Source organism: Dethiosulfovibrio salsuginis, assembly GCF_900177735.1.
Lineage (GTDB): Bacteria > Synergistota > Synergistia > Synergistales > Dethiosulfovibrionaceae > Dethiosulfovibrio > Dethiosulfovibrio salsuginis.
The window spans coordinates 19,804-39,890 of sequence record NZ_FXBB01000002.1; the positions used below are offsets into that span (position 1 = coordinate 19,804).

The following is a 20,087-nucleotide window of genomic DNA, read 5'->3' on the forward strand; positions in this document are numbered from 1 at the left end:
GCCCAAACCTGGGCAGGCTCTGCGCTAGCTACACCTGAACGATCCCCCTGATCTGATCCAGGGTTATGTAAAATATCTCCGATATTATCCGGTCCAGAGTCTCTTTCGGAGCAAGGCGGACCGCACCGACCAGGGGAGCTAACTCTTCCTTTGAAAATCGCTGAGATAGCAGACTCAAAGTCAGTTCTGCCCTCTCAGCCCTAGTTTTTTCTTCCATTTCTTTTCCTATTTTTCTTCCTATTTCTTTAACTTCTTGGTCTAGCTTCTGCTCTAGTTCTCTTTCTATTTCTTTAACCTCTTTTTCCATTTTCTCCTCAAGCTCTTTTTCTATTTTCTCCTCAAGCTCTTTCCCTATCTTCTCCTCAAGCTCTTTCTTTATCTCTTCCCTCATGTATAGCTCTAAACTGGTAACGTAAGGCACTTTTTTCACCTCCAGCATGGAACGAACGTTACGGCCAAGCTCATAACGCCTGTTAACATCCTCGAAAGAAACTATCCAGTCGATAAAAAAGCACAGCGACTCTATCTGATCGTTTGTAAAACCCTTTCGGATCAGCCGCCTTATCAGAGACAGCTGGAACACCATCTTCGTGCGATCATCGGATTTTCGGATCCTATCGTGAAGCTCAGGGAGATGGAAAGCGACCATAGGACAAAATCAAACAAGATCACACCCCCTCTTGGCTCTATCATAGCACCAAAAATCAGGCCCTGTGACCTAGCGTTACGGGATACGTTCACTCGAAATCCGATCGTATCTTTGAGAGCTGATTCCAGAGTCGCTCCTTCACCATGGAGATGGTTATGGCGGACTGGCTCTTGTGGATAGCGTCGCTCTCTCTCACCACCGTATCGAGAACCGACTTTATCAAGGTAGAGGGCATGGAGATAGCCCCCTCATCTCCCATAGAGGGAATCGACAGGGGAAAGAGGAAGTCTCCCGCCTTTCGGAGCCATCGAAGATCGACCCTGGAGAGGGTATAGCTTTTTTTACCACCTATCCTCTGATCCATAAAAGCCTTGGCGTCGGAGAAACGCTCTTCGTCTCTGTGCCCTGCGGACACCAGGGAGCCCACCAAAGAGGAGGCAAGCTCCATCTCTAACAGCAGTTGTGCCATCTTCGCCTTATGGTTTATATTTAAAATTCTCTCGCTGATAACGTCGGGGAAGGGGCCCTGACCGGGATCCCTCCGCTCCAGCGACAAAAGCCTCTGGCTCAGGCGGTGGACCTCTTCTTTCGGAACGACCTGAGGGACGACCTTATCGATGGACCTAAGGTCCTCAAAAGAGGCCACCGTCCGAACCTTTTCTCCGTCGAACAGGGCAAAACCCGAAAGCACCCCAGGACGGGCCTTAAAGACCTCCTCCATCAAGGCTATCCCCGAGGGAACCTGAAAATCCTGACAGATATGTTCAAGCAGGCGATCGAAAACCCTATCTCCGTAGGTCGCGAAGTGGAGGGGCCCCGGAAGGCCCTCTACGCCCCTCTCGAACAGATCCCTGTCCACTGTGAGACAGGTTCCATCGGGTATGCCAAAAATCCCTCTCAGGACGAACACCTTATCCTGGGTCCCAGAGGCGACCTGCCCTCCTAGCTCCTTCAGGTAGGACGACTCTACGATGGACTCCCATATATCCTTAAGATCCACCGGCAGGACCTCTCGGTCCCAGATCCTCTCCCAGGACCGATAGAGATCGAACCGCTCTCTCGGCCCCATCTCCATCCTCTCCACCTGCTCCCTCTGCTCGATAAGCCTTGTTTTAGAGCTCTTCTCAAGCTGCTCGACGGTGATCCTACCTGAGGCCAGGTCGTCAAACTCCTCTGGAGAGACAGGAAGCAGAGAAAAGGGCATCGTCCCGACCATGGACATGGCCTGGGAAAACCTGCTCATCAGCCGGTCGTATATGATCCTCTCCACCGAATCGACGTAGCACAGGTTTAGCACCTCGATACGGTCGTGCTTCTGGCCTATACGGTCGATACGGCCCACCCTCTGCTCCACCTTCATAGGATTCCAGGGCAGATCGAAGTTTATAAGCATATCGGCGGTCTGGAGGTTCAACCCCTCCGCGGCGGCGTCGGTGCACAGCAGGACGTCTATATCGCCGCTTAAAAATCGCCTCTTCACCGTCTCTCGGTCGACTCGCTCCATGTCGCCGTTGGACTTAAAGCAGCGGCACTCTCTACCGGAGTAGGTGCCCAGCCTCATCTTACGGTCTTTGCCCCTTATATGGGAGATAAGGTTCTCCAGTGTATCGACGTACCTGGTGAAAATAACCGTCTGGGCGACCCTTCCGTCGAACCTCCGTCTATCGAGAACCGAAAGGAGATACTGGACCTTCGAGGGAACCTGAAAGGACAGGTCCTTTATGGTGTCCAGCATATCCCTAAGCCTATCGGCCTCCCACTTTAGATCCTGAACGGTTCTATCCTTGAGAAGGTCGGGAAAAACGTCCTCCGGTGACTCGTCGTCCTCCAGGAACGGCTCGTCGAGAAGTTCCTGCTCCAGCTCCTCCACGGTCTCGTAGTGTCCCAACGATCGCTCGACCTTCTCCAGCCTCCTCTCCAGGGATTTAAGAAGGGCGTGGACGCTTGAGGCGAACCTCTGCCTCAGAAGGCTCAGGTAAAAACCTAGGCTTTTTTTCCTGCTCTCGTCGGCCTTTCCGCTGGAGATCTTGTGGAACAGATCGGAACAGTACCGTTCCAGATCGTCGTAGACTTTTTTCTCCTCCGGCGAAAACCTTATGTCCGGCACAGGGAGAACCTCCCGGACCGCCAGTTTCCGGTCCAAAAGCCCTCTATCGCCGTAGACCCTCAACAGCTCTCTTGTGTGACGAAGCATCACCCTGGAAAGAGGGGCCACAGCAAATAGGTATCGCTCCAAGGTGCTTAAGTCGTCCCTGGACAGCCTCCTGCCGCTCCAGAGCCTCTTCAAAGATTCGTCCAGCCTGCCGCCGCTGAAACATTCCCTCAAAAACCAGCTGTAGGTCGGATCCTGAGATGAAATTGACGACGACACCGCCTGGAGAAAGTCCCTTTCGTCGCCATCGGAAAGCCGACCGTCGTCCCTAAACCTCTTCAGCGAGTCGTAATAGCGGTCCACGAGGGAGGGAGAGCCGCCAAAGGCACCGACCCGACCGGTGAGCTTGAGAAGGTCGTAGGCCTCTATCCAGCTTAGCTGCATCGGTGTAGCGGTGGCCAGAGACAGAGAACTTGTCCTCTCCCTCAGCAGGTCCCTGACGGTTTTGTACAGTCCGCCGTAATCGGGAGAAAACCGGCAGGGATCGAAAGGGGGAATCTCCCTTCGCCGGGCGTAGTGGGCTTCGTCCAGTAGCACCAGGTCGAAAGGGGGAGCCCCTTTTATCGCCTGGACCCTGTCCTTACGCTGCAATATCCCCGTGGAGACCAGAGAGAGAGGCTTACTCAGGGGATCGGACCTCAGGTTGTCCACGTTGAAGTCAAGATAGAACTTGTCCGCCATCTCCCTTCGCCACTGCTCCACCAGCCCGGCGGGAGCGGCTATCATGATCCGCTTCGCCACCTTGGACAGCACCAGAGAGCGAAAGGCCAGCCCCGCCTCTATGGTCTTTCCCAGCCCCACCTCGTCGCAGAGCAAATAGCCCATAGGCCAGGAATCGACCAGCCTTCGGGCCACCACCCTCTGGTGGGGCCAAGGGGCCACAGGGGCGGTCTCCATGCCGACGTAAAGCCCTCCCGGCAAAGTCGGACCGGCCTCTATCAGCGAAAAGCGAAGCCACTCCAGAGGACTGGGGGCAGGCCCGGTCAAACCGGGCTTGCCGTCGAGCTCAACAGGTCGGGAAGGACTCCTGGAAAAGGATATAAGCCTCTCACGGACCGCCTCTGGAAGAGGCAGGACCCTGAGATGTCTGTGTTCATCTCCCCATATGACCTCAAAATCCTCTCGGTGTTTCCCGATCCTTCCGGCACTGGGACCGGCCCACCAATCGGCCTCCAGGGTTATGTTCTCGGCGTTGCGGACCAGGGCGGTTCGAGACTCGTTGAGAGATCCCGAGGCCATGAGCCAACGGTGGTGGCGATCCCGGAAGAGGGCCCACTTTTCGTGGACGTACCCTCCCTCGGGAGAGTCGAAAGGAAGGGGCTCTCTTGTTCCAGGGCGAACCCTGAAGGCCACCTTGACCTCTAAAACCCCTCTTGCGACCATCCAGGCCAGAAGCTCTACCCCCCGGGATTCCTCCTTTGGCCAGCGATGGCAGTCGCCAAGGCGGTCCTGAAGCCGAAGGGAAAGCCTCTCCTCGTCGCCCTTTAAGATAGCCTCCACGTCGGCGGGGTCCAGATCGGCACCGACTATAAGCCTCATAGAGCCCCCTTCCTCGGAGAAGGAGGAAAAACCCTGAGAGGCCACCGCCAGCGAGGAAGAGGTGAAAAAACCGGCGACCCTCAGGTATTCCTGCGAACGAGACAGGGCGGGAACGTAAAACTCCCTCAGTATATCGACCTGAGAGCCGTCGGGACGGACCTCGGAGGTTCTGTAGGAATCCTGCCAGTGGAAATCGGTAAAACCGCCCGATCTGCCCGAGGCCATCTAGATCACTCCTTCAGTCCAAACAGTATAAACTCCGCCTCCTTGCGGAGGGTTTCGTCTCCCACCTGATCGGCCCATATCCTGAGCAGATCGACGACGGTGGACCGGTTGTCCGAGCCGTTACGCTCCAGATATCCCCGGGCGACCGGCACGTCTCCCTCCCGATAGGCCATTATCAGGCCCTGAAGGACGTCCCACTCGGTCTTAGGCGACTGGACACGACGGGCGGACCTCTCCTCCGGAAGGGCAATCCTCAGAGAGCTGCCCTTTTTCACCAAAGGGGCGAAGTAGCCGTCGTCGGCTCCCTGGGCGGACCTACGTCCACCTATATCGTCGTTTATGCCTATAAATCGGCCATCAGGGGAATAGCCGCCGTTTCTCACCTCAAGGGCTATACCCAGCGATCGGGAGAGGTTTAGGGCCTCGCTGTAGGGAAACTGGCCCAGGCCGAATATGCCGAGCATAGTCAGGGCCATTCCCGCCTCAGGGGAGAGGTCCTCCATCTTGAGATGTCCTCCGGTGATTCGGGCCATTCTGTTCTGGGCCACCACCTGGGAAGCCTCGTTCATGGCCCTCACAGGGGAGACCCTTTCCTCTCCGTCCATAACCGGCCAGTTCTCCGACAAAACCCTGAGGGCCCTGCCGTAACTGCCGACCATCTCGTCTACCGGGTTCAGCCTGAGTGCCCGAAAATCCTCCAGCCCCTGGGACACCGCGGACCGTATCTCCTGCTGCACCCCAACCCCTCCGAAGCCCGACCAGAGAGAGGGCTCCCTCTCCTCCATGGACCTCTTGCGGCAGGAGATGAAGATAGAGCTTACCCCTGCAGCCATTTCTTTATGATGGATATCTCTAGCTGACTCCGACTCAACCGGCATAGAGGAGGTTATAACCCAACCGTTCTCGATCAGGGCGATAGTCAAGGTCTCCCAGGCGTTCTGGCTCTTGTGGGTGAACATCATGGTCATTATGCCGTCGTCTTTCAGAACCCTCCGGGCCTCCTGAAAGATCTCCCCCATCGTCCTCTCGTAGGCGGCCTTGGCCCCGGCGGCCCCTCCGTCTCGGTCGGGGTTCGCCACCGCCTCGTCGGCTTTGTTGGTGAGCCTGTTTCGGTAGAGATCGGGATAGAGGTCGAAAAGGGTCCGTCTCTGCCAGACGTAGAAGTAGTCCGAAAGCTCGGCGTACTGGACGTTGTTGTAGTAAGGGGGGTCGAAACAGATGACGTCCACCGACCGATCGTCAACCGACTCCATATGGGCGGCGGTTCCGTTGACGATGGTCACAGGAGGCTTTCCACCGGTGGCCTTTCTGATCGGGTCCGCCAGCTCCGCTATGCCTTTATAAGCATCAATAACTTGGGATAAGCCCCAAGCAAAGCCCGAGTTTTCACCAGAGAAAATCAGCTCTCCCATGGTCCACTTCAAGGAAAAATCATGCCTGGTAAATGTATGTGCTATTACACCTCTGCTAGCGTGCCACAACGTCTGACGGCTGTTGTAGTCCAGGCCCTTGTCTATGGCGAACTGGAGGTAGGTCACCACCGCCCTCCCTCTCTCCTCCCCAAGCTCGGACAGAATGCGAGGTTTAAGGGAGTTGAGCTCCTCTATGAGGGTCAGGTGGCCCAGAAGCTGCCTGGGAGTGAACATATCGCACCACCGGGACATGCCGTATATAGCCGGTCTCATATCGTTGCCCTGAGGAAAGCTTTCCGTCGGGATCAGGCCCATGTCGTCCCATCGGTCCCAGTTGGCCTCAAGGGTCCTCTGTGCCTCGTCCAGAGCCGCCAGGTCCGCCTGGTTCGGCGGTCGGAAAAACCGCACCTTCTCCGTCTTTATCTGGCCCGCCTTGGCTCCGGTTTTATAACGCTGGATATCTCCATTGCCGTCCAGCTTAGGCTGATACCTGACCGCCGCCACGGCGTAGAGGACGTCTTTCCACCTTCCGTGAGGCGATTCCCCCCGGGCCTGTCTTTTTATCTCGTCGGCGTCGATGGTCTGTCGGCAGTGGACGCACTGGCCGACCCCTCTGGCCACGGTGGACAGCTCGGGGTTCTGGCCCTCAGGGCCTTTTCCCTTTACGACAGGGTAGGTCTTGAACCGGACCTTTCCCCCGGAGGGAGAGCCGTCGGTGATAACCTCCACCCCCCACTTATCGCCGCTGCCTTTCGCCAACCAGCAGGTGTTGAGCAGCGGAGCGTCTCCACCACAGTGAGGACAGATTACCTGGCGGGTGAAGAGGATTCCCGTTTGATCATACTCTTTCCCGGAAAATTCCCTAAATAGGTCCTCATCGTCGCCACATATTTTTCTTAATACCTGAACCTCTTGTCTAGGAATCTCGGAGAAAGGCGTTACGAACTCCATTTTCAAGGACACTGCATCGACAAGTTTTTGCCCCCATCGTTCAATGTCCTCACACAGGGACACCCCGAACTTAAAAGGGAAACTAAGAGTCCCATGAAGAATTGCTGTGGCAACGGGGTTTAATTCATTTGCCACTACATCGCAACCACATCTCAACCCCTCAAAAGGGATTGAGCCTCCCCCAGATGTTAAGTCAAGAATCTTTTTGCCCTTCAGCATAACGCTTGGGGATTCCGTAAAAGCCCTTGTATATCCATAGAGATTTTCTGGATTCCACTTTATGGAGGAACCAAGGATAGAAACGACCTCTTGTCTTTGGGCAAACTCAATCCTTTCTTTTATGTGATAGGGATCAGCAGGCACTTTACAGACCTCCATCTTTTCAGGGAGATCACAATTATTTAGCTCCTCAGATTCATTTTTCCATCTTAAGAGCACTGCATCTTTTGCAAGAGAAGAGGAAGCTTCTTCTAGTTTGGAGATCATCGACCTGCATTGAGAGCGTCTGAGATTCTCAGCGTTCAAAAAAGGCATTAAGCTGGTACTAGGAATAAAAAGGTCACCGGATTTTTCATCGATCTCGACCAGGTCCAGCACCTTTCCGGTCAGCACCCACTCCTGGTCGCCTATTCTGACCACTCGTTTCTCTATGCCAAGCTCCTGGAGAAACCAGTCCGGGTCGGTGTCCGCAGGGAGGATCGATCCCAGTATGGCCGCCCTGCTGGGGGTCAGAGGTCGACGGGCCCACCAGACGTGGAGAAAGTATAGAGGAGGTAAAGCAGAGCTGGCACCTCGTTCCCTCTGGGTCTCCGCCCCAACCTGGTGGCAGGGGAATCCCGCCTCTATGAGCCTTAGATCGTGGTGTTCGGTCAAAGTCATCAATTCCCTTCCTTGGTCCTTATGTCCTATTCCAGCCTGAGCCGGTCGAGCATCTTCGATACCTGCGGGTCGTGGGGCTGACCGGAGAGGAGTATTTTAAGCCCTGTCCTGGCCCAGCGGTTGGCGGCGGAGCCGTAGTCGGTTATGCGGGAAAACCAGTAGGCTCCCTCTTCCCGGGAGAACCGGGCAACCCTCCGGGCCAGAAGCTCCACCCGGTCGAGCTCTTTTATCCTCTCCTGAAGCTTGAAGATCAGCGCCAGCTTATAGCCCGCCTCGTCGTCCAGAGGTATATTGCCTCTAAACTCTATCTTACCTCCCTCTAAAAAACCTCCAAGGTCCAGGGGGATTCCCGATCCGTCGGTGACGTAGGAGAGCACCGACTTTATTATCGGTATGGTCCTTTTGAGAGACGGGCCGTATATGGTTCCCCTCTCTTTCAGTTTTTTCTGTGAACCGGCCTTTCTCTCTTTTATCATCATCACAGGGGAGGGCCTGTCCCTGTGATCGGTGACCCGGAGGATCCAAGGTGCGTTTTTTACCAGGGGCCTCAGGCTTTCGTCGTAGAGCACCTTAAAGTCCAGTCCTGGATCCTTCAGCAGTTTCTGTCTCGTCATCTATTTTCCAGCTCTCTCTCCTATGGCTTCTATCATGGGACAACCGTCCTCGGGGGATTTTATCTCAATAAAGCCTCTGGTGTCGCTCCCCGGCGTCACCAGACCCTGCAATGTCTCGAAAAGCTCCCTAAGGCTCTGGATGGCCTTAGGGGTCGCGTCGGATATGGTTAGGGATATCCTCCCTCCACCGGGAAGCTCCCATTCGTTTATCTCAAAACAGTTCACCACCGAGGTCGCCCCTCTGCCGTAGAGCCGGGGCATCTTCCTGAGGAGATCCATAAGGAGAGGGTCGTCACCTTTAAGCGTAAGGCTGATCTCCCTTTTACCTTCGTCCAGGCTGACCCACCCTTTTTCCACCGCCTTGCCTTTCGTTATTATGACCGTGTCGGCGGTTATGGCGTAGGTGGCCACGTTGTCCTTATTCACCAAAACAACCGGAGCTCCGTCCTGTCCCGAGCTTACATCGTAAAGGTAGGCGTTTCCCTGTAATACCTGATCTATTATGGAGTCCTCTACATCCCTCTCGTCGGTGTCCTGTCTCCATTCGGTCACTTTTTTGTTAACCTGGCCGACACGGATTTCTCCTCGGTTCAGAACCTCGTCCCTGACCTTTCGCTGGACGTCCTCTTTTTTAGGCCCAGAGTCTTTGCCCCAGCCCCTTTTTTTGATTCCCTCAGTGGTTATCAGGGAGTAGTCTTTGTCCCCTATCGATACGTGAAGAGGCATAGGGGTCTCGACGGAGAAAAGCTCCTCCGGCAGGGCCGTGTCGTCGTCGATCCTGCCGACAACCCCCCAGGCCCCTTTTTCGACTCCCTCCCTGATGATCTGTTCCAGCAGGTCGAAGGACTCAAGCACCGGCCAGTTTCGGTTTACGAAGAAGTTGGAGCGTATCTCCCCTATCGGGGCCATGTCTTTACCTCCCAGAAATAGCTGTTTTACTATGTCCAGGCCCTTGCCGTCCAGGCTGGAGCGGGAGAAGACTTTCATGTCCTCCATGAGGGCTTCCCTGATCCTGTGGACGAAGCCCTCTCCTCCCTCGCCTCCGGCGGTCTTTATCTCCTTTACCTTGAATATGCCACCCCCTGAGGGGATCACTAACCTGTTGTACGACTGGGTTAGCCTGGTCCTCAGGTCCTGCTCTTTTGCCCTGAGCTGCTCTTTCAGGCCTCTCTCCCGGATCTGTTTTTCCGTTATGCCGTACTTTTGGTAATCCCCCTCCAGCTTTTTCATGGCGAGGATCTGTTTTGACATCTCGAATAGCTCCATAGACCTCCGATTACGGCGTTCTTCCTCATCGGGAAACAGAAGGCCGTCGGATCCGGTGTTTTTGACCGAAACCGTCTCGGGGAGAAGCAAAAAGACCATGTTCTGGTTTTTTCTGGGAAGGTTGTTTCCCCTCTGTGTTATAAAGTCCTCCGGTCGAATATCGTTGATGCGAAGGGATATCATGCAGAGCTGGGGCTTGTCTCCGCTCTCCGGGACGTCCTCCGGGGAGGTTACGTCGTTGTGGACTGCGAATCCCATAGAGCCGTCTTTTACCATCTCCCTGGCCTTTGACTCGAGCTCGGTGAGGATCTGGTCCTGGGTGATAGACCCACGGATTCTGGATATGGCCACGTTTAACGTCGGCTCGGTGCTGGCGTAGTATCTGCCGTTTTTGAAGTGAAGATAGTAGGCTCGACCGTCCAGTGCCTTCAGGGCCTCCTGAACCTGGCTCGGGGGCAGGAGGGGATAGGATATGTTCATGAAGGCTTCCTGTTCGGTCAGGCCGAAGATCCTGCTGTCCAGACCCTGGTCCTGGCCTGCGAGGCTGTGCAAAAAGATGGTCCGCCAGGAATATTCGTGCATAGGGATCTTGTCTGGATGGGGGTTTTCTTCGTCCGCCAGTTGGGCGTTGCTCAGTTTTCCCTCCAGGTTTTCGGTGTCTGGAGCCCCTATATCGGCGTTCAAAACCGGCAGAAGACCGTTGTTCTGGGTTCTGCCTATGATCTCGTCGGCGGTTCTGACGTCGTGAAAGTCAAGGTGGCAGCCGTGGATCATGGGGACGTTCAGGCGGTTTTTCCATATGGACCTGACCGCCAGTGACAGGACACGAAGGACCCCTCTGGTCCCCTGAAAGGTCTCTAAGGTGGCCAGTTTTTCGTTCAGAAAGTCTATAAGTGTGGGATGGAAGGGATAGGTCCCTAACATGACGGTCCGGTACTCCTCCCTCTGAACCTCCTCGGGGAAGTAGCGACCGTTTTTTTCGTACATCTGGACGTATTGGGCGATGGTGGATCTGGCACCCTCCTGGTCTATGGAGACGAAGAGCCTTTTTCCCATAACCGACGATAGTTCGTTGCCGTGTACCGGAACCACCACCGACTCGTCCCTGGAGACCACGCTGGCTATGCCGCTGGAGGCACGCTGAAGCATGGCGGCGGCGTATTCCTCGCTCACCTCCCGGTCCGACTCCCTCTCAAGCATTTTTTTCAGTTCCGAGGTATGGCTAGCGAAGGCGTCGGAGGATCCCGCCAGGGTTATGACTATGGCTATTCCGGGGTTTTTTCGGGCGTAGCCAAGAAAGGCCATCAAGAAAGACCCTATCATGTCCTGGGCGTCGGGATAGGCGACGTTCCACCTAGCGACGTACTGGGCCAACTCGTCTATCATGACCAGGGCTTTCCTGCCGGAGAACACCTTCTCGAAGAAGGCCTCGTCCGGTGCGTCTTTTTTGCCAAGGTATAGGGAGAGCTGGTCGCAAAGCTCGTGGCCTCCCATCTGAAAGGCCAGCTCGTCCCAGAGCCCGTATGGACGGACCTCGGTTCCCTCGTTTTTCCTCACGGCGAGCTCGTCTCCGCACATGGCGACCACCGCCACCTCTTCCGGCTCGGGCAGTATGTCCGACGGGAAGGGGGCCAGTAGGGGCAGCACGGTGGATGCCAGATCTTTGCCTCTGTAGGCAAGATGGGTGCAGGCTATGAGGGTGTGGGTTTTTCCTCCTCCGAAGGAGGTCTCAAGCCTCTGGAGGGAAGGGGCGGTGGTGTCGCCTTTTATCCGGGAGAAGACGTTTCTTAGGACCGTTTTAAGGCCGTAGGTGGCGTAGGTCCCTTCGGAGAAAAACTGTTCTCCGTCGCTGTAGATGCCGTGGGTCTGTGCTTTCTTTCCTTTATAGTGGTTTACGACCTGGCTCAGTGAAGCGGTGAATATGTCCAGGTTTATATTGCCCTCAAGAAGGTCCTGCCGAGGTTTGCAGTTTTCTAGGACACCCAAGGTTCATTCCTCCTAGCGTAGTTTTCTTTCCTGTATATGGATAAAGCAAAAAATATCGTACAAAAACCCTTTATACGCTACACGAAAAACGCCTTATAGTCCATAGGGGATTGTCCCTATAAGAGTACCGGCGGCCACAGCCTAAGAGGTGCGGTCGCCGGTTTTGTGGTTCTGTCTGTGCCAATCAGGGCCCACCGAGTGGAGGGCCTTCACTACCTTGGGATCGTAGAGGATCCCGCTGCCCTGGTCGAATAGCTCCAGGATCTTCTCCAGGGGCCAGCCCTCTTTGTAGGTCCTCCTGCTGGATAGGGCGTCGAAGGCGTCGGCCACGGCGACGATCCTTCCTGCCAGGCTGACCTGGTCTCCTGAGAGGCCCTCGGGGTAGCCGCTTCCGTCCAGTTTTTCGTGGTGTTCCAGAAGGGCCTGTCTGGCGGTGGAGCTCAGTTTAACGGTTTTGAGTATGTCCCTTCCCAGAGAGGGATGTTCCTTTATCCTGGCGAACTCATCTTCGGTTAATTTAGCGGGTTTTTGCAGTATGGCGTCGGGGATGCCTATTTTTCCCACATCGTGAAGTGTGGCTCCCAGAACCAGCTCCTCGACGAAGTCGGAGGAACATCCTAATGCGACCGCTAACTCTCTTGAGAGGGAGGCGACCCTCTCCGAGTGTCCCCTCGTCTCGGGGTCTTTGGCGTCCACCGCGGCGACCACCGCCTTTATGGCCCCTTCCACCGCCAGAAGCCTCTCTTGCTCCCTCTTCAGAGCCACGGAAAACCAGGAGACCGAGAGTATCATTGCCATGGCGCTCCTAAGGTCCTCCCTGGATACGTTTTTAAACCAGCCCAGTACCACAAGCCCTTCCCAGCCCTGGGCGGGCTTGACCAGTAGCCTATAGGGGGGGTCGCCTCCGGGAATTTTTAAAAGAGACGATGAGTCGTCCAACGCCACAACCGCCCCACTGTGGGACAGGTCCTGGGCGTCTTTCTCGGAGAGATTTTTCTCCAGAAGCCTTATGGAGGTCAGCTTCTCTATCTCCGGCCACACCCGATCCAAAATCCCCTCAGGAGATCGCTCCGCTCCGCCGTTCCACGAGTCGGAGGTGATGGAGGACAGCACGTCGGTGTAGATAGAGCCCATCTTGACCGACCGGGACATGGAGATCGCCCGAATAGATGCCACCGTAACGTAGGCCAGAAACAGCCCCCAAAGAGCGCCTGTCGTGGGGATCCACATATACAGGACCTCGAGGGTGAAGTAGGGCAACACCAGCACCACCGCCACAGTCGCAAGAAGGGCCATCCAGCTCCAGGAAAAGGCCATAAGCCCCAAAAGCCCCCCGGCCAGGGAGGCCAGAGAGGCCCATATCCCTCCGGCCCAGGTAGGCAATACCGCTATGGCCCTGTCCTGAAGGAGGTTGTGGATGGAGAGGGCCACAAACAGGGCACCAGGAACCGACCTGACCCGTCCGTCTCTGTACATGGACAAGGTGTCCTGAACCCCTAGCCCTGCGGCGTTTATCCCGACCACGACCAAGGACCCCTTGAATTTGTCCTCCGAGACCCGGCCCCTCAGGACATCCACGTACTCGTAAACCGGTATATCCTTGAGGTCAAAGGGGGAGAGAACCACCCCTCCGTCGGGAGTCATAGGGAACACCCTGTCCCCTAGGGTCAGGTAGCTGTAAAGAGGTCCGGTCTCTAGACCGACTGTATCCCCTGTGTGAGCCATGGCTCCCGCCAAGGTTATAGAGGGCAGAGACCGACCTTCTACGTTCCACAGAGGATAGGAAAACCGGTAAAGTCCGTCCACGTCTGGGGCCACGTTGGCGACCCCTACGTGTTTAACGGAACGATAGAGCTGCTCATAGGGCGGTATAGGCTTTGTTCCCTCTCCGGTGTCCGAGAGGTGTATGGCCAGCACGCAGTTGCCGTGGTCTCTGACCTCACCGGCCAGGAGAAGATCCTCCGATAGGGAGGAGCTTTCGGGAAACAGAAGGTCAACGACGACGGTCTTAGCCTGAGACAGCTTGGTTAAAAGCTCCCCATGGGTCGATCTCGGCCAAGGCCAGGAGCCTAGATCCTGAAACGAAGGCTCCTGAGCCAACACCGCCACCAAAGAGGTGGAGGAGCAGGACGAGCTCAGGCTGTCTATGTACCGGTCCATCATGGATCGGTTCGATTTCATCAGAGGGGCGGGGTTCCAACAGGCCAGGCCTCCTCCGACCGCCGCAATGGCGAACAGGGCAATCGTCCAAGGCAAAGAGAGGAGACCTGGTTTTCTCATAGATCGACGGGGACCTTAAGATAGCAGATAAAAGCCTCTTTTTTTCCTCTAACCGCGGCGGTTTTCGCTATGACGGTGACCTTACAGGGAACCCGGAAGTCGAATCCGTTCTCCTCTATGAGGGTCGCTGCCCTGTCCGGTACGACGATAGCCCCGTCAGGGTCCAGGAATACCCCTTCCTTCAGTATCAGGGCCTTATCGGAGGTCGCCCAAGCGGGGGAAGCCCCGAAGATACGGTCAAGCGTCGACTGAGAGCCTAGATCCTTTCTGAGCTTGAACATCCCCTCCTGGACGAAAGAATCTCGATCTACGTAGGATACGCCGTAGACCTCCTTACCTGAGGCAGATCGAACCGATATGACCATAGAGGGGTCGAAAGGTTGGGCACCAAGATCTATGACCAACGAATCAAACCCTTTACCATCGTAGGAAACGGTCTTTTTAGGGGTAAAGCCCGGAATCTCCTGGACAACCGCCCCTCTCACCGCCTTCATGGGGATAGCGCCCCAGAGCGAATAGATTTCGCCGTCCCAGTTGGAGCTGAGTATCTGGACTCCTTTTATTGCCCCCTTGACGGAGGAGACCACTTTGTCTTTGACCATAAAATCCACCATGGTGGTGGTGGACTGGATTCGGACGCCCTGGATAAACTCCAGGAGGTTTCTCTGAAGGTCCACCATAGCCGCCCTTTTAGCCAGCAGCTGCCCTCCGGCAGTTCCTTTGGAGGGGTCGGGGACCACCCCCTGCCCCATGGCTATAACCCTGTCCTGTTCCCACAGGACACCGGTTGGAAGCTCGTTGGAATAGCCGGGGAGAGCACACAACAGGAACAACACAAACGTAAGTAGATATTTCAGAGACCCTTTTACAGCCACCTAGACCACCTCCTTTTAAATTATACTAACCTATGAACCGATACGGATACAAGGGCCATATGGCATATAAGCTACATCTGGTGCATAATATAGTTGGGTCTCTAAAGCGAGGAGGTGGGGCGATGGCAATGTACGTCGTCTCCGTGAAGGATCTTGAACCTGGCATGATGGTGGCTCAGCCCCTGATAAAACAGGGAGGGGTTCCGTTGGTCGCCCAGGACGTGGTACTGACGTCGCCCTTGATAGAGGCTATCGGTCGCCACGGGTTTCAGCAGGTCCTAATCAGAGAGGGAAACGAACCCAATGAAACGCCCCCTTCACTGGTGTCCCCCGACACCGATCGAGAGGGTAGGCGAAAGGTAGAGGCCGTCTTTTCTGAGGTCATAAGCAAGATGACCATCTCCAACAGAGATGTTGAGGTGCTATCCAACCTGATGTCCTCGGTTATGGAGGAATTATCCAGAGGAGGCCCGCTTTTTCTGGGGAACCTCAAGGCGATCGAGGACATGGACAGGGTGACTTTCGATCACTGCTGGTCGGTCGCGGTGCTGTCACTGGCCCTGTACCGAAAGGCGGTGGAGGAGGCATGGGTTCCCCTGGGAAGCTTTCAGGACGGCGTCAACCTGGGACTGGGGGCGGTCCTTCACGATCTGGGCAAACTTAGGGTTCCACCGGAGATACTCAACAAGCCCGGGAAGCTTGACGACGAAGAGTGGGAGACCATGAGGCTCCATCCCTGGTATGGCCTTGAGTTGCTCAGAAGCCAGCCTAACGTGATGCCCATGGCGAGGGGAATCGTGATCCACCACCATCAGAGGCTGGATGGAAAGGGATACGGCCCGAGACAGAGCGAGAATATCCTGTCCGGCGAGGCCATACCTAAGGCTGTGAGGATAGTTTCCGTGGCGGACGTCTACGACGCTCTTGCCACCGATCGGCCATATCGCCCAGGGTTCTTGCCATGGGAGGTCTTAAAGCTAATGAGGTCTTCGGTGGGAACCGCCCTGGATCCTGTCGCCTTCGGACTGCTCGAACAGGTCGTTATACCCTTCCCCGTCGGGTGCTTCGTCCTGATGAAGGGCGGAGAGATCTGCATGATCACCCGTTCGGGCATGGACCACGAGAGGCCCTCCCCAAAGGGAGCACCCTGGGCCAGGGTTTTAGCGGTTATGTCGTCCAAAAAGGGCAGGATTCCAGGAGAGGTGTTCGAGTTCCTGTCCGACGAGGTCCTCCTAGGAGCCACAACTTTAAGAGGCCTTGCCTGGAGGGTGGCCAGGGAGCTTTCCGGAGTATCGGAGGATCTCGCGTCAAAACTCAGCATCTCCCGCTGGGCGATCCACGCCCAGTGGAAGGAGCGGATCGCCAAGGCCTTCAGTGGGGAAGTCCCTCACTGAGCAACCTGACAGTGGCCTTAGCCAGCAAAGCAGCACCGATAGGGAGGGCACCCTCGTCTAAGTCGAAGTATGGACTGTGGAGAGGGGCGGCCCTCCCTTTTGTCCTGTCCTCTATACCTAAGGTGAAGTAACACGACGGGAAGAGCTCGGCGAAGTAGGCGAAGTCGTCGACGCCCATGGAGGGACGGTCTATGGGCACTACCCCTCTGTCTCCCAGGATCTCCCTGGCGCAGGAGGAGACCACGTCGCACACCTTGGGATCGTTTATAAGGGGCGGATATCCCTGAACGAAGGAGATCTCCCCGTGGGCGCCCATGGCCCTAGGAACTTCCTCCGCAACGGTTCTGACCTCCGTCCTCAATCTCTCCCTAAGCTCCCTGTCCACCGTCCTGATAATCCCCTCCATCCTTATCTCCGAGGCCACCACGTTTCGGCCCCTTCCGCCGTGGATGGTTCCCACGGTGAGGACCGCTGAGTCGACCGGGTCGGTCCTCCTGCTGACGATCTGCTGAAGGGCGGTGACGGTCTGACAGGCGATCGCCAGGGCGTCCACCCCTCTGTGGGGCTCAGCGCCGTGACATCCCTCTCCCCTTATGACCAGGTCGAACATATCGGAAGCCGCCATGGCCTTTCCGGGATTGACACCGATAGTTCCGGTGGGCAGGGATGGGTTGACGTGGAGCGCCAGGGCGGCAATGACGTTTTCCCCCTCCAGCAGGCCGTCGTCTATCATCGGTTTAGCCCCACCGGAGGTCTCCTCCGCTGGCTGGAAGGCGAATATCACCTTTCCCCTGAAGTCCTTTCTGGCCGACAGTATTTTAGCCGCCCCTAGGGCACAGGCGGTGTGGCCGTCGTGTCCACATGCGTGCATCCTGCCGGGGTATTCCGACGAGAAGGTCAGTCCAGTTTCCTCCTGTATGGCCAGGGCGTCCATGTCGGCCCTTATGACCACCGTAGGGCCAGGGCCAGTACCCTCTATCCACGCCCCCACCCCTGTCCCAGCGAAACGGCGGTGAAGTACGCCCATGGAATCCAGCTCCCTCTCCACCGTGGACGCCGTCTGCTCCAGATCGAAGTCGAGCCCAGGGGACCTATGGATCTCCCTGCGGACCTCGGTGAGCCATTCGCCTATTCCTCTTGCCTGAACCATAGTATCCATTTTACCATCTCCCTTTTCCCCGGTTGACAAAAGAAGCGACCAGGGGATATAATTCCCTCCAATAGCATATCGTTAAAGGCGATGAACCGGAAGCCCCTCATGCAAAAAGCGAACGACCAGAGAGAGATCTCCACCGGCTGGAAGGGATCTTGGGCGCTGCATGGTGGGATAAGGTCCGGCGAGCTGGTGCCGAAAGGCGGCCTTAGGCCGTCGTAGTAGGTGTCCCGGTCGGTCTCCGTCATAGGGCCATAAGCGGGATATCGGAGGATATCCAACCAGGGTGGTACCGCGGGTCTTCAGCCCGTCCCTCGATGAGGGGCGGGCTTTTTGTCGTACCCTCCGTCCTGGTATTTCTCCGTAGTCCAATCAGGGTGGTACCGCGGGTTTCGGCTCGTCCCTATCTCAGGGGCGAGCTTTTTTGTACAATTAGGATATCATAGGAGACCGAGGACAGGTTCGTCCTCGGGACGTCAGAAAACCTAGGAGGGAAAGAGATGTTCAGAGGCACCGGCACAGCGCTTATAACCCCCTTTAACGAAGGGGCTTTCGACGAGGCAGCCTATCGTAAATTCATCGACTTTCAGTTAGAGGGAGGGGTGGACGCCCTTATAGTCCTTGGCACCACAGGAGAGGCCCCCTCTGTGACAGAAGAGGAGCGGGCACGGATAATATCCTGCGCCGTCTCCCACTCAAATGGCAGGGTTCCTGTCATAGTCGGGACCGGCAGCAACTCCACAGCCCACACCGTCTCCATGAGCGTTCAGGCCCAGGAACTGGGTGCCGACGGGGTGCTGGTGGTGACACCCTACTACAACAAGCCAACCCAGGAGGGGCTGCACCTCCACTTCAAGGCGGTGGCGGAGGCTCTGTCGATCCCGGTGATAGTCTACAACGTCCCTGGCAGGACGGGATGCAACATACTTCCCGAGACGGTGGCCAGGCTTCTGGATACACCTAACATAGTCGGCATAAAAGAGGCCAGCGGCGATATGGCCCAGGTGGACCAGCTCATTAGGCTGGTCAAGCCGGTCCGTCCCGACTTTATGGTCTACTCGGGCAACGATGACCAAGCCTTTCATCTGGTGTGCAGCGGAGGGGACGGAATAATCTCGGTGCTGTCCAACGTGGCCCCAAGGGAGATGTCCTTCATGGTTGACCGAATACTGGCGGGAGATCTGGAGGAGGCCAGAATCGAGCACCTCAGGCTGTTCCCCCTCATGAAGGGCCTTTTCGTCGAGAGCAACCCTATACCGGTCAAGTACGGTGTCGCAAAGCTCGGCTATTGCACCGAGGAGATCCGACTGCCCCTGACGACGGCGTCCCAATCGACCAAGGACAGGGTGGACAGGGATCTGGAAAACCTGGGGATCACGGGATGAAGTACGGCATAGTGGGATCCTCCGGCCGGATGGGCCGGGAGCTTATAGAGGTATTCGGGCCGGAGAACTGCGTGGCCACCATATCCCTGGAGGACGAGACCATTCTGGACTCTCCGGAGGTCATAGTGGATTTCTCCAGGCCCGAGGCCCTGAAGAGAACCCTGGAGGTCTGTCGTGAATACCGTTCCGCCTTAGTTCTGGGGACAACAGCCCTCACAGAGGATCACATGGTCCAGGTCAAGGAGCTCGCCCAGTCGGTGGCGGTGGTCCAGGGATATAACTTCTCCGTAGGGATAGGGGTTCTCAGGATGATACTGAGACAGTACGCCCCGGCCCTGTCTGAGTGGGACGTTGAGATATCCGAGACCCACCATATCCACAAGGTGGACGCCCCATCCGGGACGGCCATCACGCTAAAGAAAGAGGTAGGGAGGGACTGCCCGACCCACTCCCTCAGGATGGGAGGGGTTCCAGGGGACCACTCGGTGAGCTTCGCCAACGAGGGCGAGGTTCTGACCTTGACCCACCGGGCCATCTCCCGAAAGGTCTTCGCCATGGGGGCCCTCCAGGCCGCCAGGTTCGCCATCGGGCAACAGCCCGGGCTTTACGATTTTGAGGAGGTAGTTTCATGCGCACTGAAGAGGTGATCCGTCTCATAAAGGAGTCGATAAAGAAGACCCCCGTCACTGTCTACGTGTCGGGCAACCTTGAGGGAATCTCCTGGGGAGAGCTCCGCTTCGTCGGAGGCAAGGACTTCGGGGTGATCCGGGGGGACAAGGCCCTGGTGGAGTCGATCCTTGAGGCCAACAAAGAGGCCATAACCGACTTCGAGATGGTGGTGGAGGCCAGGAACTCCGCCGTTCCCATGGCGGACCTGACCCGTTACGAGGCCAGAATCGAGCCAGGCGCGATCATCAGGGACATGGTGGAGATAGGCAAAGGCGCGGTAATCATGATGGGAGCGGTCATAAACATCGGGGCCGTCATAGGCGAGGGCACCATGATCGACATGAACGCCGTCCTAGGCGGCAGGGCCACGGTGGGCAAAAACTGTCACATCGGTGCCGGTGCGGTCCTGGCGGGGGTAATCGAGCCTCCCTGTGCTATGCCGGTGATCATAGGCGACGACGTCATGGTAGGAGCCAACGCCGTGATCTTCGAGGGGGTCCAGGTCGGAGCCGGTGCGGTTGTGGCCGCAGGGGCGATAGTGACGAAAGACGTCCCTCCAGGGGTGGTTGTCGCTGGGATCCCAGCTAAAGTGATCAAAAACGTCGACGGCCAGACCGCCGACAAAACCCGCATCGTGGCGGACCTCAGGGAGCTTTAA

General features: G+C 56.6%; 13 protein-coding genes. 5 read left to right on the forward strand and 8 right to left on the reverse strand.

All coding sequences use genetic code 11. The annotated features are described in order from the left end of the window. Positions 1–28 precede the first annotated feature (28 nt). From B9Y55_RS01780 to B9Y55_RS01810, 7 genes are all read right to left on the reverse strand, one after another. Positions 29–583, reverse strand: a complete 555-nt coding sequence (locus B9Y55_RS01780) for a hypothetical protein (protein WP_143340771.1) — start codon at positions 581–583, stop codon at positions 29–31. 154 nt (positions 584–737) lie between these two features. Next, complete coding sequence (locus tag B9Y55_RS01785) at positions 738–4,565, reverse strand: DEAD/DEAH box helicase (protein WP_085543646.1); 3,828 nt, start codon at positions 4,563–4,565, stop codon at positions 738–740. A 5-nt stretch (positions 4,566–4,570) separates the two neighbouring features. Next, positions 4,571–7,807: a DUF1156 domain-containing protein gene (locus B9Y55_RS01790; RefSeq protein WP_085543647.1), complete on the reverse strand. Its 3,237-nt coding sequence runs from the start codon at positions 7,805–7,807 to the stop codon at positions 4,571–4,573. Between the two features lie 26 nt (positions 7,808–7,833). Further along, on the reverse strand, positions 7,834–8,421 hold the full coding sequence (locus tag B9Y55_RS01795) for a DUF7680 family protein (RefSeq protein WP_200806599.1): 588 nt from the start codon (positions 8,419–8,421) through the stop codon (positions 7,834–7,836). After that, entirely contained in the window at positions 8,422–11,673 is a 3,252-nt protein-coding gene (locus B9Y55_RS01800; protein WP_085543648.1) for an ATP-binding protein, read from the reverse strand. A gap of 141 nt (positions 11,674–11,814) precedes the next feature. Continuing rightward, on the reverse strand, positions 11,815–13,929 hold the full coding sequence (locus tag B9Y55_RS01805; protein ID WP_159448189.1) for an HD domain-containing phosphohydrolase: 2,115 nt from the start codon (positions 13,927–13,929) through the stop codon (positions 11,815–11,817). A gap of 20 nt (positions 13,930–13,949) precedes the next feature. Then, positions 13,950–14,828 carry a hypothetical protein gene (locus B9Y55_RS01810; RefSeq protein ID WP_085543650.1) on the reverse strand — a complete coding sequence of 293 codons (879 nt, stop codon included), beginning with the start codon at positions 14,826–14,828 and terminating at the stop codon, positions 13,950–13,952. Between the two features lie 122 nt (positions 14,829–14,950). Here B9Y55_RS01810 and B9Y55_RS01815 point away from each other — a divergent pair, with 122 nt between their 5' ends. Beyond that, entirely contained in the window at positions 14,951–16,222 is a 1,272-nt protein-coding gene (locus tag B9Y55_RS01815; RefSeq protein WP_159448190.1) for an HD-GYP domain-containing protein, read from the forward strand. On the opposite strand, the gene B9Y55_RS01820 is transcribed toward B9Y55_RS01815, so the two are convergent. Next, a complete protein-coding gene (locus B9Y55_RS01820) occupies positions 16,200–17,411 on the reverse strand; it encodes a M20 metallopeptidase family protein (RefSeq protein WP_234986088.1) in 1,212 nt (403 codons plus the stop codon). The genes B9Y55_RS01815 and B9Y55_RS01820 overlap by 23 nt on opposite strands. A gap of 51 nt (positions 17,412–17,462) precedes the next feature. Between B9Y55_RS01820 and B9Y55_RS13580 the strand changes: the two genes are divergently transcribed. From B9Y55_RS13580 to dapD, 4 genes are all read left to right on the forward strand, one after another. After that, a complete protein-coding gene (locus tag B9Y55_RS13580; RefSeq protein ID WP_268753268.1) occupies positions 17,463–17,597 on the forward strand; it encodes a hypothetical protein in 135 nt (44 codons plus the stop codon). Positions 17,598–17,875: 278 nt separating this feature from the next. Next, positions 17,876–18,760, forward strand: a complete 885-nt coding sequence (dapA, locus tag B9Y55_RS01830; protein ID WP_085543654.1) for a 4-hydroxy-tetrahydrodipicolinate synthase — start codon at positions 17,876–17,878, stop codon at positions 18,758–18,760. Continuing rightward, positions 18,757–19,407: a 4-hydroxy-tetrahydrodipicolinate reductase gene (locus tag B9Y55_RS01835; protein WP_085543655.1), complete on the forward strand. Its 651-nt coding sequence runs from the start codon at positions 18,757–18,759 to the stop codon at positions 19,405–19,407. Before dapA ends, B9Y55_RS01835 begins: the two co-directional genes overlap by 4 nt. Beyond that, a complete protein-coding gene (gene dapD / locus B9Y55_RS01840; protein ID WP_085543656.1) occupies positions 19,389–20,087 on the forward strand; it encodes a 2,3,4,5-tetrahydropyridine-2,6-dicarboxylate N-acetyltransferase in 699 nt (232 codons plus the stop codon). The genes B9Y55_RS01835 and dapD overlap by 19 nt, the downstream gene beginning before the upstream one ends.

Excerpts from the sequence above, each read along its gene's own strand:
- B9Y55_RS01795 (WP_200806599.1), bottom strand. The coding sequence starts at position 8,421 with ATGACGAGACAGAAACTGCTGAAGGATCCAGGACTGGACTTTAAGGTG.
- dapA (WP_085543654.1), top strand. The coding sequence starts at position 17,876 with ATGTTCAGAGGCACCGGCACAGCGCTTATAACCCCCTTTAACGAAGGG.
- B9Y55_RS01785 (WP_085543646.1), bottom strand. The coding sequence starts at position 4,565 with ATGGCCTCGGGCAGATCGGGCGGTTTTACCGATTTCCACTGGCAGGAT.
- B9Y55_RS13580 (WP_268753268.1), top strand. The coding sequence starts at position 17,463 with ATGAACCGGAAGCCCCTCATGCAAAAAGCGAACGACCAGAGAGAGATC.
- dapD (WP_085543656.1), top strand. The coding sequence starts at position 19,389 with ATGCGCACTGAAGAGGTGATCCGTCTCATAAAGGAGTCGATAAAGAAG.
- B9Y55_RS01835 (WP_085543655.1), top strand. The coding sequence starts at position 18,757 with ATGAAGTACGGCATAGTGGGATCCTCCGGCCGGATGGGCCGGGAGCTT.
- B9Y55_RS01815 (WP_159448190.1), top strand. The coding sequence starts at position 14,951 with ATGGCAATGTACGTCGTCTCCGTGAAGGATCTTGAACCTGGCATGATG.
- B9Y55_RS01790 (WP_085543647.1), bottom strand. The coding sequence starts at position 7,807 with ATGACTTTGACCGAACACCACGATCTAAGGCTCATAGAGGCGGGATTC.